The sequence below is a fragment of the Marvinbryantia formatexigens DSM 14469 genome, from assembly GCF_025148285.1.
In the GTDB taxonomy this organism is placed as follows: domain Bacteria; phylum Bacillota; class Clostridia; order Lachnospirales; family Lachnospiraceae; genus Marvinbryantia; species Marvinbryantia formatexigens.
Window position 1 is genome coordinate 2,239,936 of the sequence record NZ_CP102268.1, and the last position, 13,740, is coordinate 2,253,675.

Here is a 13,740-nt window from a genome sequence, read left to right on the forward strand (position 1 = left end):
TTCTTGATGATACCCGTGCCGGAGGGGGCATGTGCAGACAGCTCCTGCGGGCGCGCAAATATTATCTGAAAGTTTGGAGGGAGCAATTTTGGCAAAAATACTGCTGGAAATGAAAAATATTACCAAAACATTCCCCGGTGTAAAGGCACTTGACAACGTAAATCTTCAGGTGGAGGAGGGCGAGATCCACGCGCTTGTCGGCGAGAACGGAGCGGGCAAATCCACACTGATGAACGTGCTGTCCGGCGTCTATCCTTTCGGCTCTTATGAGGGCGATATCATCTACGACGGCGAGGTGTGTAAATTCCATCATATTAAAGAGAGCGAAGAGAAAGGGATTGTTATTATTCACCAGGAGCTTGCGCTGATTCCGTACATGTCGATCGGCGAGAACATGTTCCTGGGAAATGAACGCGGAAAAAAAGCTTCTATCAACTGGGACGAGACCTATGGGGAAGCTGAAAAATATATGAGACAGGTGGGACTGACGGAATCCTCCCGCACACTGATCAAGGACATCGGCGTTGGCAAGCAGCAGCTTGTGGAAATCGCAAAGGCGCTTGCGAAGAATGCGAAGCTTCTGATCCTGGACGAGCCGACGTCTTCCCTGAATGAGACGGATTCCAAGGCGCTGCTCGACCTGCTTCTGAAATTTAAAAAAGAGGGAATGACCTGTATCATTATCACGCACAAGCTGAACGAGGTTTCCTATGTAGCGGATAAGATTACCGTCATTCGCGATGGCTCCACGATTGAGACGCTGGTGAAGGGCGTGGACGAATTTACCGAGGACCGCATCATCAAGGGCATGGTCGGACGTGAGATCGCAGACCGTTTCCCGAAACGCCACGGTGTGAAAATCGGCGATGTAAATATGGAAGTGAAAAACTGGACGGTTTACCACCCTGTTTACAGCGAGCGCAAGGTGGTGGATAACGTTTCCATCAAGGTGCGCAAGGGCGAGGTGGTCGGAATCTCCGGTCTGATGGGCGCAGGACGTACCGAGCTTGCAAAGAGTGTTTTTGGAAAGAGCTATGGAAGCAATATCAGCGGAACGCTGCTTCTGAACGGACAGGAAGTACATTTAAAGAATGCGCGCGACGCCATTCATCACAAGCTTGCATATGTGACGGAGGACCGCAAGGGCGATGGACTGATCCTTTCCAATTCCATTAAGACCAACACGACGCTGGCAAACCTGGAGGGCGTCAGCGACGGCATGGTGATTGATAAGGACAAGGAATACGCCGTGGCTGTGGAATATAAGGAAAAGCTGAAAACAAAGTGTCCGACAGTGGAACAGAACGTCGGAAACCTGAGCGGTGGAAACCAGCAGAAGGTGCTGCTGGCAAAATGGATGTTTGCAGATCCGGATATTCTGATTCTGGACGAACCGACCAGAGGTATCGATGTCGGTGCAAAATACGAGATTTACTGTATCATCAATGATCTGGTAGCGGCTGGAAAATCAGTGATCATGATTTCCTCCGAGCTTCCGGAGGTATTGGGAATGTCAGACAGAATCTATGTCATGAACGAGGGAAGGATCGCCGGCGAGCTGACGCAGGCGGAGGCGACGCAGGAGAAGATTATGGCATGTATTCTGAAGTCGAGTAAAGGAGAGTAAGAGATGAATAGCGCAAAAGTAAGAGATTTTATCACAAAATATACCATGATAATTGTATTGGTGCTGGTAACACTGTTCTTCACCTGGGGCACACAGGGAAAGATTCTGTTCCCGCAGAATATTACAAACCTCATTTCACAGAATGCTTACGTGTTCGTTCTGGCAACCGGTATGCTGCTCTGTATCTTAACCGGCGGTAACATCGACCTTTCCGTTGGTTCCGTTGTCTGCTTCGTCGGTGCGGTAGGCGGTGTTCTTATGGAAAACATGGGCGTTCCGGTTTTCGTTGCAGTCATTCTGATGCTGCTCCTCGGCGCTCTGATCGGCGCATGGCAGGCGTTCTGGATCGCGTTCTTCCGCATCCCGCCATTCATCACCACACTGTCCGGTATGCTTGTGTTCCGCGGACTTTCCAACGTCGTGCTCGGCGGTAAGACGCTTCCGATTAAATCGGAGACCTTCACGGTTCTGTTCGGCGGCGGCGCAAACTGCTACGTTCCGGATTTCCTCGGAGGCGGAGAGGGACTGAACCGCGTAGCGATGGCGGCAGGTATTATCGCATGTCTGATTTACATATTCGTGACGGTGCGCGGTCATATGAACCGTAAGAAAAAAGGCTACGAGACAGGAAACGTGGCGGCAATGTATATCAAGATGATCATCATCTGCGCAGTGATTATGTTCCTCACTGTGAAGCTGGCGCAGCACAAGGGTATCCCGACTTCTCTGGTATGGGTTCTGATTGTAGTGCTGATTTACGGTTATATTACAAGCAAGACGACTATCGGACGTTATTTCTATGCGGTCGGCGGCAATGAGAAAGCGACAAAGCTTTCCGGTATCAATACCGACATGGTTTACTTTATCGCGTACACCAACATGGGCTTTCTTTCAGCGCTGGCAGGTATGCTCACCATCGCGCGTCTGACCTCCGCACAGCCCACCTACGGGCAGAACTATGAAATGGACGCTATCGGCTCCTGCTTTATCGGCGGTGCTTCCGCATACGGCGGAATCGGTACTGTGCCGGGCGTTATCGTCGGCGCGCTGCTCATGGGTATCATCAACCAGGGTATGTCCATCATGGGTACTGACCAGAACATGCAGAAGGTTGTAAAAGGTCTTGTACTTCTGGCGGCGGTTATCTTCGACGTTGTATCAAAGAAGAAATCTTCATAACCTCATAACTGTCCACTGCGGACAGGCTTCTTATGGGCTCCCCCATATTCCCGGAACGCGGCTTTGCGGCTGCGCTCCGGGATTTTTTTCACATGAATCTTACCCGTATTTTACATTTCTGTGATAACGGACTTTACATTTACCTGTTAATCTATACGTGCAGGGCGGGAAAGAAGCCCTGGTAAAACTAAATTTCGTGATAAGACGAGGAGAAGAAAACGATGAGAAAGATGACAGGTACTATTTTAGCAGCAGGTATGGCAGCAGCTCTGGCAGCAGCTCCGGTAATGGCAGCAGATATCAACGAGGCAAATATTTCCGTAATTTCCCGTGAGGATGGTTCGGGTACAAGAGGAGCATTCATCGAGCTGTTTGGCGTAGAAGAGAAGAATGACGCAGGCGAGAAGGTAGATAACACCACCGTAGATGCAAGCGTTACAAACAACACCGCAGTTATGATGTCTACCGTAGCAGGAAATACCTACGCAATCGGATATATTTCCCTTGGTTCTCTGAACGACACCGTAAAGGCAGTAAAGATCGACGGCGCAGAAGCAACTGTAGAAAACATCAAATCGGGCGAATACAAGGTTTCCAGACCGTTCAACATCGCAACGAAGGATGAAGTAAGCGAAGTAGCACAGGATTTCATCAACTATATTCTCAGCCCGGAAGGACAGGCAGTTGTTGAAGAAAACGGTTATATCGCAATCGACGACGTAGCAGATTATACCAGCACAGGAGCAGAGGGCAAGGTAGTTGTTGCAGGTTCCTCTTCCGTAACACCGGTAATGGAGAAGCTGAAAGAAGCATATGCGGAAGTAAACCCGAACGCAGAGGTTGAAATCCAGACAAGCGATTCTACAACAGGTATGACCTCCACAATCGACGGTATCTGCGATATCGGTATGGCATCCAGAGAACTGAAAGACAGCGAAACGGAAGCAGGTCTGACATCTACCCAGATTGCAATCGATGGTATTGCGGTAATTGTAAACAACGAAAATCCGGTTGAGGATCTGACCTCTGAGCAGGTAAAGAGCATCTACACAGGCGAGACAACTGTATGGGGCGACGTACTTCAGTAAAGTAAGGAACGGACGGTTACTGCGGGCAAAGTAAGCAGTAACACCGGACGGGGTACTGCAAGGCAGGCTGCATACGGTGCCCCCGAAGAAAAAGGTCGGGAGAACGATTATGAAGCAAGGCTTACTTAAAGAAAAAATTATGCAGGCGGTGTTTTTTGTAGCCGCCTGCGCCTCCATCCTGGCGGTGGCGCTGATTTGTATTTTCCTGTTCGCGAATGGCGTCCCGGCGATGGCAAAAATTGGTTTATTTGATTTTCTGACAGGACAGACATGGAAGCCGGGCAACAACATTTACGGTATCCTGCCGATGATTCTCGGCAGTATTTATGTGACAGCAGGAGCCGCGCTTATCGGTGTGCCGATCGGCATTCTGACGGCGGTCTTTATGGCGGAGTATTGCCCGAAGCAGATTTATAAACCGCTGAAAACCGCGACGGAGCTTCTTGCGGGAATCCCCTCGATTGTATATGGCTTTTTTGGACTGGTTGTGCTGGTCCCGGCTATACGGGCGCTGTTTCCGACGAAAACGGACGGCATGAGTATACTGACTGCGGCAATTCTGCTTGGCATGATGATTCTTCCGACGATTATCGGTGTAAGCGAGGCGGCGCTCCGCGCAGTGCCGCGCAGCTACTATGAGGGTGCTCTGGCGCTTGGCGCCACAAAAGAAAGATGTATCTTTTCCGTAATGCTTCCGGCGGCAAAATCCGGTGTTATCGCAGCGGTAGTGCTCGGAATCGGACGTGCGGTCGGCGAGACGATGGCGGTTATGATGATTGCCGGAAACCAGCCGCGTATGCCAAAAGGCGTTCTGCAGGGCGTGCGTACGCTGACGACAAACATTGTGCTGGAAATGGGCTATGCTACCGATTTGCACAGAGAGGCGCTGATTGCTACGGCTGTGGTGCTGTTCGTGTTCATATTAATTATCAACTTTACGGTAGCGTTTTTAAACCGGAAGGCAGAAAATTAGGCGAGCATGACCAGGATGAACACGGACGATGTGAGCATGAATGGTGTGAGCACGGATGATGTGAGCATGACCAGGATGAGCGCGAATGATGTGAGCACGGACAAGGCGAGTGTGGATTAGGAGAGTATAATGAAGAGTAAGATACAGAAATTTTTTGTGATGCTGTCGGCGGGAATTACATTTGCGGTGCTTCTGTTTCTGATAGCATACATATTAATAAAGGGCATTCCGAATCTGAAGCCATCACTTTTTGCATGGAACTATACCTCGGAAAATGTATCGATGCTGCCGGCGATTATCAATACAATTTATATGACGGCGCTGGCGCTTCTGATTGCAGTGCCGCTGGGCATCTTTTCCGCGATTTATCTGGTGGAATACGCCAGCAAAAAAAATCCGTTTATCAATGTTATCCGTCTGACGACGGAAACGCTGTCCGGTATTCCTTCTATCGTATACGGATTGTTCGGTATGCTGTTTTTCGTAACAGCGCTGAAATGGGGACTGTCTCTTCTTTCGGGCGCGTTTACCCTTTCCATTATGGTGCTCCCCTCTATTATGAGAACGACGGAGGAGGCGCTGAAGGCGGTGCCGGATTCCTACCGGGAGGGCAGCTTCGGACTGGGCGCCGGAAAGCTGCGCACCGTATTTCGTATTGTGCTTCCGGCAGCGGTGCCGGGTATCCTGTCCGGTGTCATTCTGGCAATCGGAAGAATCGTCGGGGAAACGGCGGCGCTTATTTATACGGCAGGAACCGTGGCGGATGTGGCGGACAGCATTTTTGATTCCGGGCGTACCCTTGCCGTACATATGTACAATCTCTCCAGCGAGGGACTGCATGTGAACGAATCCTATGCGACGGCGGTCGTGCTGCTGGTACTGGTAGTTGCTATCAACATGCTGTCGAACTTTGTTGCAAGACGCCTTGGCAGTCCGACAAAATAAAAAGCTGCGGTGCCGGTGCATCGTAATAAATAGATGCGATGCGGCAGGTTGTATCATAATAAAAAGCTGCGGTGCCGGTGAATGCATCATATCAAAAAGTTGCGGCGCGGCAGAAGGCATCATATTAAAATGTGTGAGGAGTAACATATGAACGCAATTATAGAATCCAGAGATTTGAAATTATGGTACGGAGACCATCAGGTACTGAAATCCATCACGATGGATATACCGGAGCATGAAATCACAGCGCTGATTGGACCATCCGGCTGCGGAAAATCGACTTTTTTAAAGACGCTGAACCGCATGAATGATTTGGTCGGAAATGTGCGCATTACCGGCGAAGTGAATTATAACGGAAAAAATATCTATGCTCCCGACGTGGACGTGACAAAGCTGCGCAAGGACATCGGCATGGTTTTCCAGAAGCCCAATCCCTTCCCGATGAGCATTTATGAAAATGTTGCATACGGACCGAAAACGCATGGAATCCGCTCCAAGGCAAAGCTGGATGAAATTGTGGAGGAATCCCTGAAGGCATCGGCGCTCTGGGAGGAGGTAAAGGACCGTCTGAAAACCTCAGCCCTGGGACTGTCCGGCGGACAGCAGCAGCGTCTCTGTATTGCCCGCGCAATCAGCGTGCAGCCGAGCGTGATTCTGATGGATGAGAGTACCGCGTCCCTCGACCCGATAAGTACCGGAAAAATCGAGGATCTGGTAATGGAGCTGAAATCGCAGTACACAGTCATCATGGTTACACATAATATGCAGCAGGCGGTGCGTATTTCCGATTACTGCGCGTTCTTCCTGCTGGGCGAGCTGGTGGAATTCGGCAAAACAAAGGAAATGTTTGCAAAACCGCAGAACAAAAAGACAGAGGAATACATCACCGGAAGATTCGGCTGAAGAAGGGAAGCGCGCAGAGCGCTTCTTTTTGTTGCCATACGTACGACAAAAACGTCCAGTGGACGTTTTTTCGTTTTCGCAAAAGCATTTCAACGGTCTGCACGAAGCGGCAGGAAAGCTTCCTACCGCTCAGGCTGATGCTTTGGCAGACGGACGGTAAAGGTGGTTCTTTTGTTCTCGCTTGTCACATAAATATCCCCGTTGTGCAGCTCAGCAACCTTTTTCACGATAGCCAGTCCGATGCCGTTTCCCTCCGAGGAATGCGATTCGTCCGCCTGGTAGAATTTGTTGAAAATCCGGTTGAGGCTTTCCTCCGGGATTTCTGTGCCGCGGTTGGAGATTGAAACAAAAAGGTCATCTGCTTTTTCTGTGATGTGAAAGGAAATCAGATTGCCCGGCTCTGAGAACTTCACGGCATTATCAATGAGATTTACCCATATCTGTTTTAAAAGCTCTTCATTTGCCTCTATCGTATATTCCTGGAAATCGAGGTCCGGCTCCAGGTCCTTCTGCGTCCATTTCTCCGCCAGCAGAAGAACGGTCGAGCGTATCTGCTCCGATAAATTATAAGATGTAACATTTGTCAGAATCGTCTGGTTTTCCACTTTTGTCAGATTTAACATATTGGTCGCCATTTCGGAAAGGCGCAGCGCTTCCTCCTCGATGACGGCGAGATACTCCTCTTTTTGCGCCTCCGAAAGATTTCCGCGCCGCAGAAGCTTTGCAAAACCGGCGATGGAGACGATGGGCGTCTTAAATTCATGAGAAAAATTGTTGATAAAATCGCCGCGCAGCATTTCGGTGTGTTCAAGTTCTTCTGCTGCGGAATTAAAGCTCTTTTCAATCTCCCGGAAAACAGAATGCCTGGATATGGGGCGCGAAAAATGAATCCGGGTGTGGAAATCTCCGCTTGCCAGCCGGTTGAGCTGATTGATGAGCTGATAAAATGGCCGCAGGGAAATCCTTCCGGTCAGCAGGGTAAACAGGACGCCAATAAGGGTGCTGGCTATCGGGAGCAGCAGGAATATGGTGCCGGCTTCCGGGCGTCCGCCGACGGTTTTGATGATGCCGAGCCGAATCATGAGGTACACGAGCAGGCCGGCAAGGATTCCGGCAACGGCTATAATGATAAATACAAACAGGGAGACCAGTACGGTGAGAGCAAAGCGCCGTCTGCGCTCTTCTTTTTTCATACCTTTTTCACCGCCTTATATCCAAGACCACGCACGGACTTTATTTCAAATTCTTCCCATCCCTCAAAACGCCGGCGGAGCCTGCCGACATGGACGGTCACGGTCTCCCAGCCCGTTTCGCTGTCCGAACCCCATATTTCGTCCATGAGCTGGATGCGCGTGAAAATCTGCCCCGGATAGGAGAGCAGCTTGTACAGCAGCAGAAATTCCTTTTGGGGAAGCACCTGCGTTTCGCCTTTTCTGGACACCGTAAAAGAATTGTAATCCAGCGTCACGTCTCCGATCACGATTTTGCGCTCGCTGACGATCTGTGCCCGGCGCAGCAGCGCTTTGATGCGCAGCAGCATTTTTTCCTCGTCAATCGGCTTGGTGATATAATCGTCGGTTCCCACAAGAAAGCCCTGCTTTTCATCTGCAGCATCCTGCTTTGCCGTCACCATAAGGATGGGGAGCGCATCGTTCGTCTCCCGGATAGTCTTTGTAAATTCGTAGCCGTCCATCTTAGGCATCATAATATCCAGCACGACAAGGTCAATATGCTCCTTATCCAGCACATCGAGCGCCGTCTCTCCGTTATCCGCCGTCGTTACCGTATAGCCCGCTTCCTCCAGAATCGCCTGCAGAAGCATCCGGGTATGCTTATCATCATCAACCACAAGAATATGAAACATAAAAATCCTCCTGAATACTTTCCGGTTTTTTAATATTTATTTTAGACCTTTTCCGGCAGAATCGCAACCGGAGTTTCGTTTCAGTTTAGAAAAGTGGATTAAAACAGATATTGTTCGAACGGTTCACAGCAACCTCCGCAAATCCATTTAAAATCTGATTCGCGGATGGGATTTGACCACACATTTTAATAAGTAAATTATCCATAGGGAAAGGAGAAGCATATATGCTGGAGCTTAAAAACATAAAGAAAGATTATCCGGCGGGCAACGAAACGGTCCATGCGCTGAAGGGAATCAGCCTGCAGTTCCGGGAAAACGAATTTGTCTCAATTCTGGGTCCCTCTGGATGCGGCAAAACCACGATGCTGAATATCATCGGCGGACTGGATAAGTACACAGACGGCGACCTCATCATTAACGGCAGGTCTACAAAGAGCTATAAGGACCGCGACTGGGATACCTACCGGAACCATTCCATCGGCTTTGTATTCCAGAGCTACAATCTGATTCCGCACCAGACGGTGCTGCAGAACGTGGAGCTGGCGCTGACGCTTTCCGGCGTGTCGAAATCCGAGCGCAGGGAGCGTGCGAAAAAGGCGCTGGAGGAGGTCGGACTGGGAAACCAGCTCCGCAAAAAGCCCTCCGAGATGTCCGGCGGTCAGATGCAGCGTGTGGCAATCGCCCGTGCGCTGGTAAATAACCCCGACATTATTCTGGCGGATGAGCCGACCGGTGCGCTGGACACAGAGACGAGCGTGCAGGTCATGGAGATTCTGAAAAAGGTAGCGTCCGACCGCCTTGTCATCATGGTTACGCACAATCCGGAGCTTGCGATGCGCTATTCCACCAGAATTATCCGTATGCTGGACGGAAACATTACCGATGATTCCGCGCCGCTGACAAAGGAAGAGGTTGCCGCGGAGACGAAAAAGCAGGCGGAAAAAGCAGATGGCGGAAAAACGAAGAAAAAGCACAGAAAGCCGTCCATGTCGATGGGAACCGCGTTTAGTCTTTCGCTGAAAAACCTTTTCACGAAAAAGGGACGCACCATGCTGACGTCTTTTGCGGGCAGCATCGGTATCATCGGAATCGCTCTGATTTACGCTGTATCCCAGGGCATGACGACGTACATTGACACCCTGCAGGAGGATACACTTTCCTCTTACCCGCTGACGATCGAGGCGCAGCATCTGGATACCGGCAGCCTGCTGGAAACCTTTATAGGAAGCGCAACTTCCGGAGGCGAGCACGAAAATGACGCTGTTTATGAAAAGGGTATGCTCTACAAAATGATAAATTCCCTGAACACGATGGAGACAGATGAAAACGATCTGAAGGCATTCAAGGAGTACATCGAGACGGAACGCGCGAAGGGGGACGACGGCAGCGGGGATGGCGAAACCAGCCTGGCGGAGGCTTTAAGCGGCGTACAGTACACATATGATATGGATATGCAGATTTACACCGAGAGCGTGGACGGCACGATTATCCAGTCGGATACGCAGGAGCTTCTGCAGGAGCTGATGCTGGAATACTTCGGGCTGGATATGTCGTCCATGACGAGCCTTGGCGATTCCTACGGAATGTCTGATATGATGGAATCCATGTCCGGCATGTCCGGTATGTCCGGTACCTCCGCTGTTTTGTGGCAGGAAATGCTGCCGGGCAACGACGGCGAGCTGATAAGCCCGCTGCTGGAAAAGCAGTACGACGTGATTTACGGCTCCTGGCCGTCGGCGTACAACGAGGTCGTCCTGGTGGTGGATGAAAATAATGAGATTGACGATATGACGCTCTATGCACTGGGGCTGAAGTCAAAGGATGATATCGACGAGCTGGCGCAGGCGGCAATCGACCAGACGGAGATAGCGGAACCGGAGGAAAAATGGACCTACGAGGATATCTGCAATATGGAATTCCGCACCATTTTTGCATCCGACTGCTATACCTACGACGAGCAGACCGGGCTTTACACCGACCTGCGGGACAGCCAGGCGGGGATGAAATACCTCTATGACAACGGCGTGCCGCTGAAGGTATCCGGTATCATCCGCCCGAATGAGGATTCTGTTTCCAGTATGCTGAGCGGAACCATTGGGTATACCAGCGCACTGACAGAATATGTGATTGAAAATGCCAAAGGTTCCGAGGCGGTCAATGCGCAGCTTGCAGACCCGTCCACTGATATTTTCACCGGGCTTCCGTTCAGCGAGAACACCGGAAACCTTACGGATGAGGAGAAGGCGCAGGAATTTGAGGATTATATCGCCCAGCTTGACGAAGAAGGAAAAGCCGGAGCGTATGTGGAAATGATGAGCATTCCATCTGAGGAAGAGCTGGAAGGCATGGTGACGGATGCTGTCGGCTCCAAAACGCGGGCAGATATAGAAAGTGATATGACGCAGGCGCTTGTTCAGCAGATGGGCATGGCGGAGAACGAGGTGGCGGATTATCTTGCGGATATGTCCGACGAGGATCTTAACGACCTCTACACGCAGATGGTGGAGGAACAGGTAAAGGCACAGTACGCGCAGCAGGTGTCCGAAGAGCTTGGCAGCATGGACACGGCGCAGCTTGCGGCGGCGCTGGATGCAGCTATGCCGGAGTATTCCACGCAGCAGCTTGCCGTATATCACGACGAGATACTGGAGTTTTCCGATTCTTCGTATGAAAACAACCTGCGTGAGCTGGGTGTGGTCGATATTGACAGCCCGTCGTCCATCAACCTCTATGCGTCGACCTTTGAAAACAAAGATGTGATTGAGGATGCGATTGACGCCTACAACGAAGGCGCCGACGAGCTGGAGCAGATTACGTACACGGATTACGTCGGTCTGATGATGTCCTCCGTGACGGCGATTATCAATGCGATTACTTATGTACTGATTGCATTTGTGGCAATATCACTGATTGTTTCTTCGATTATGATTGGTGTAATCACGCTGATTTCGGTACAGGAAAGAACGAAGGAAATCGGTATCCTGCGCGCGATTGGCGCTTCGAAGAAGAATGTGTCTCATATGTTTAATGCGGAGACCGTGATTATCGGCTTTGCATCCGGCACACTGGGCGTGATTATTACCGATTTGCTGTGTATCCCGGTAAATGCGCTGCTGCATCATCTGACGGGCATTAATAACCTGAATGCGTATCTGCCGTGGCAGGTGGCTCTGATACTGATTGGCATCAGCGTTCTGCTGACACTGATTTCCGGTATCATCCCGTCCAGAAGCGCGGCAAAGAAAGACCCGGTAGTAGCACTGCGCAGCGAGTAAAACGGATTTTGAACAGATTTTTGCAGATAACAGGTCAGCCTGGCTGGACTGTTACGGTTCCAAGGCAGGCTTTCGTGCAGAAAGCCTGTCTGGAATGTTATAAAACAAAAAGGGAGGTCAGAGTATGCTGAAACTTTTTAAAAAGATGCACAGCAGGGAGTGGAAAATGGCAGGAATCTGCGCTCTGCTGATTATTGGACAGATTTATTTTGAGCTGCGGCTGCCGGATTATATGAGTAATCTGACGGTGCTCATTGAAACGCCGGGGAGCAGCATGAGTGAGGTTTACCGCACGGGCGCGGAAATGCTTGCCTGCACGCTTGCGAGCGCGGCGCTGAGTATCCTGTGCGGATACCTAGTTTCCAGGATCGCCGGTGGCTTCAGCTATACCATCCGCGAGCTGGTATTTAATAAAGTGGCGGATTTCGGGCAGAAGGAGATGCACGCGTTTTCCGTGCCCAGTCTGATTAACCGTACCACAAACGATATTACCCAGATACAGATGTTTGTGGCAATGGGACTGCAGATTATGGTAAAATCGCCGGTCATGGCGGTCTGGGCGGTTCTGAAGATTATAAACAAGAGCTGGACGCTTTCTGTGATTACAGCCGGTTTTGTAGTGGCACTGCTGTGTATCATGGTACTTATTATTGTGATAATCCTGCCTCGTGTGAGACGTGTGCAGAAAATGCTGGATGATATTAACCTGATATCACGGGAAAACTTGAACGGCATCAATGTGGTACACGCCTACAATGCTGAGGAATATCAGGCAGAAAAGTTTGAAAAGGCAAACGACAGGCTCACAAGGACACAGCTTTTCAACCAGCGCGCACTGGCGTTTCTGATGCCGGTGGTGTCCTTCGCCATGAATGCGCTGGCGCTGATCATCTACTGGGTGGGGGCGGCGATTATCAACGACGTCCCGCTGACGGATATGACGGGAAGAATCGCGCAGTTCGGCGATATCGTAGTATTCGGGACATACGCGACTTATGTGATTATGTCCATCATGATGATGGTCATGATCATTATGCTGCTGCCGTCCGCACAGGTTTCCGCAGGACGAATCAACGAGGTTCTTGATACGGAAATAAAGCTCTGCGAAGGCGACAGGACAGAGGCGGCGGAAACAGGAACAGTGGAATTTAAGAATGTATCGTTCCGGTACCCGTCTTCCGGCAAAAATGTGCTGGAGAATATCAGCTTTAAAGCAAATAAGGGCGAGACCATTGCCTTTATCGGAGCGACTGGAAGCGGCAAGACCACGCTGGTCAGCCTGGCGGCGCGCTTCTACGACGCCACGGAGGGCGAGGTGCTGATAGACGGCGAGGATGTGCGGTCTTATTCCTTCGACGCGCTGTATAACCGCATCGGTTATGTGACGCAGAAGGCGGTACTTTTTGCAGGAGATATCAAAAACAATGTGTTGTTTGGAGAGAGCAGCGCACCGCAGACGGATGAGAACGTGCAGGAGGCGCTGGATATCGCGCAGGCGACGGAGTTTGTCAGCAAGCTTTCCAAAGGCACGGAAAGCCCCATCGTCCAGGGCGGAACCAATGTATCCGGCGGACAGAAGCAGAGACTTTCCATCGCCAGGGCGCTGGCGCGGAAGCCGGAAATCCTTATATTCGATGATTCCTTCTCCGCGCTGGATTACCGGACGGATGCAAAGCTGCGCCGGGCGCTGAATGAAAAGCTGAAGGGAACCACCTGCCTGATTGTGGCGCAGCGTATTGGAACCATCCGCAATGCGGATAAGATTGTCGTGCTGGAGGATGGTAAGGCGGCAGGCATCGGAACCCATGAGGAACTGATGAAGACCTGCAAGGTATACCAGGAAATTGCGATGTCCCAGCTCTCGAAGGAAGAGCTTGAGGCGTAGG

The 13,740-nt window shown here is 50.8% G+C and carries 10 protein-coding genes; 8 read left to right on the forward strand and 2 right to left on the reverse strand.

Annotated features, from left to right (window positions below; all coding sequences use genetic code 11):
* Window positions 1-88 precede the first annotated feature (88 nt).
* The 6 genes from mmsA to pstB all read left to right on the forward strand — a co-directional run bounded on the left by mmsA (window position 89) and on the right by pstB (window position 6,715).
* Complete coding sequence (gene mmsA / locus NQ534_RS10660) at window positions 89-1,627, forward strand: multiple monosaccharide ABC transporter ATP-binding protein (protein ID WP_040783268.1); 1,539 nt, start codon at window positions 89-91, stop codon at window positions 1,625-1,627.
* Between the two features lie 3 nt (window positions 1,628-1,630).
* Entirely contained in the window at window positions 1,631-2,806 is a 1,176-nt protein-coding gene (gene mmsB, locus NQ534_RS10665) for a multiple monosaccharide ABC transporter permease (RefSeq protein ID WP_006862043.1), read from the forward strand.
* 221 nt (window positions 2,807-3,027) lie between these two features.
* On the forward strand, window positions 3,028-3,894 hold the full coding sequence (locus tag NQ534_RS10670) for a substrate-binding domain-containing protein (RefSeq protein ID WP_006862041.1): 867 nt from the start codon (window positions 3,028-3,030) through the stop codon (window positions 3,892-3,894).
* Between the two features lie 109 nt (window positions 3,895-4,003).
* Window positions 4,004-4,867: a phosphate ABC transporter permease subunit PstC gene (pstC, locus tag NQ534_RS10675; protein ID WP_040783266.1), complete on the forward strand. Its 864-nt coding sequence runs from the start codon at window positions 4,004-4,006 to the stop codon at window positions 4,865-4,867.
* A gap of 129 nt (window positions 4,868-4,996) precedes the next feature.
* On the forward strand, window positions 4,997-5,812 hold the full coding sequence (gene pstA, locus NQ534_RS10680; protein ID WP_006862039.1) for a phosphate ABC transporter permease PstA: 816 nt from the start codon (window positions 4,997-4,999) through the stop codon (window positions 5,810-5,812).
* Window positions 5,813-5,959: 147 nt separating this feature from the next.
* Window positions 5,960-6,715, forward strand: a complete 756-nt coding sequence (pstB, locus tag NQ534_RS10685) for a phosphate ABC transporter ATP-binding protein PstB (protein ID WP_006862038.1) — start codon at window positions 5,960-5,962, stop codon at window positions 6,713-6,715.
* Window positions 6,716-6,837: 122 nt separating this feature from the next.
* Here pstB and NQ534_RS10690 read toward each other — a convergent pair whose 3' ends face one another.
* Complete coding sequence (locus NQ534_RS10690; RefSeq protein ID WP_006862037.1) at window positions 6,838-7,908, reverse strand: HAMP domain-containing sensor histidine kinase; 1,071 nt, start codon at window positions 7,906-7,908, stop codon at window positions 6,838-6,840.
* Window positions 7,905-8,579, reverse strand: coding sequence for a response regulator transcription factor (locus NQ534_RS10695; RefSeq protein ID WP_006862036.1), 675 nt, complete (start codon window positions 8,577-8,579; stop codon window positions 7,905-7,907). Before NQ534_RS10695 ends, NQ534_RS10690 begins: the two co-directional genes overlap by 4 nt.
* Before the next feature lie 224 nt (window positions 8,580-8,803).
* On the opposite strand from NQ534_RS10695, the gene NQ534_RS10700 reads away from it, so the two are divergent.
* Both NQ534_RS10700 and NQ534_RS10705 read left to right on the forward strand, forming a co-directional pair.
* Window positions 8,804-11,854 (forward strand): ATP-binding cassette domain-containing protein, encoded by a 3,051-nt coding sequence (locus tag NQ534_RS10700; RefSeq protein WP_006862035.1) that lies wholly within the window; start codon window positions 8,804-8,806, stop codon window positions 11,852-11,854.
* Between the two features lie 124 nt (window positions 11,855-11,978).
* Window positions 11,979-13,739 carry an ABC transporter ATP-binding protein gene (locus NQ534_RS10705; protein ID WP_006862033.1) on the forward strand — a complete coding sequence of 587 codons (1,761 nt, stop codon included), beginning with the start codon at window positions 11,979-11,981 and terminating at the stop codon, window positions 13,737-13,739.
* Window position 13,740: the final 1 nt, after the last annotated feature.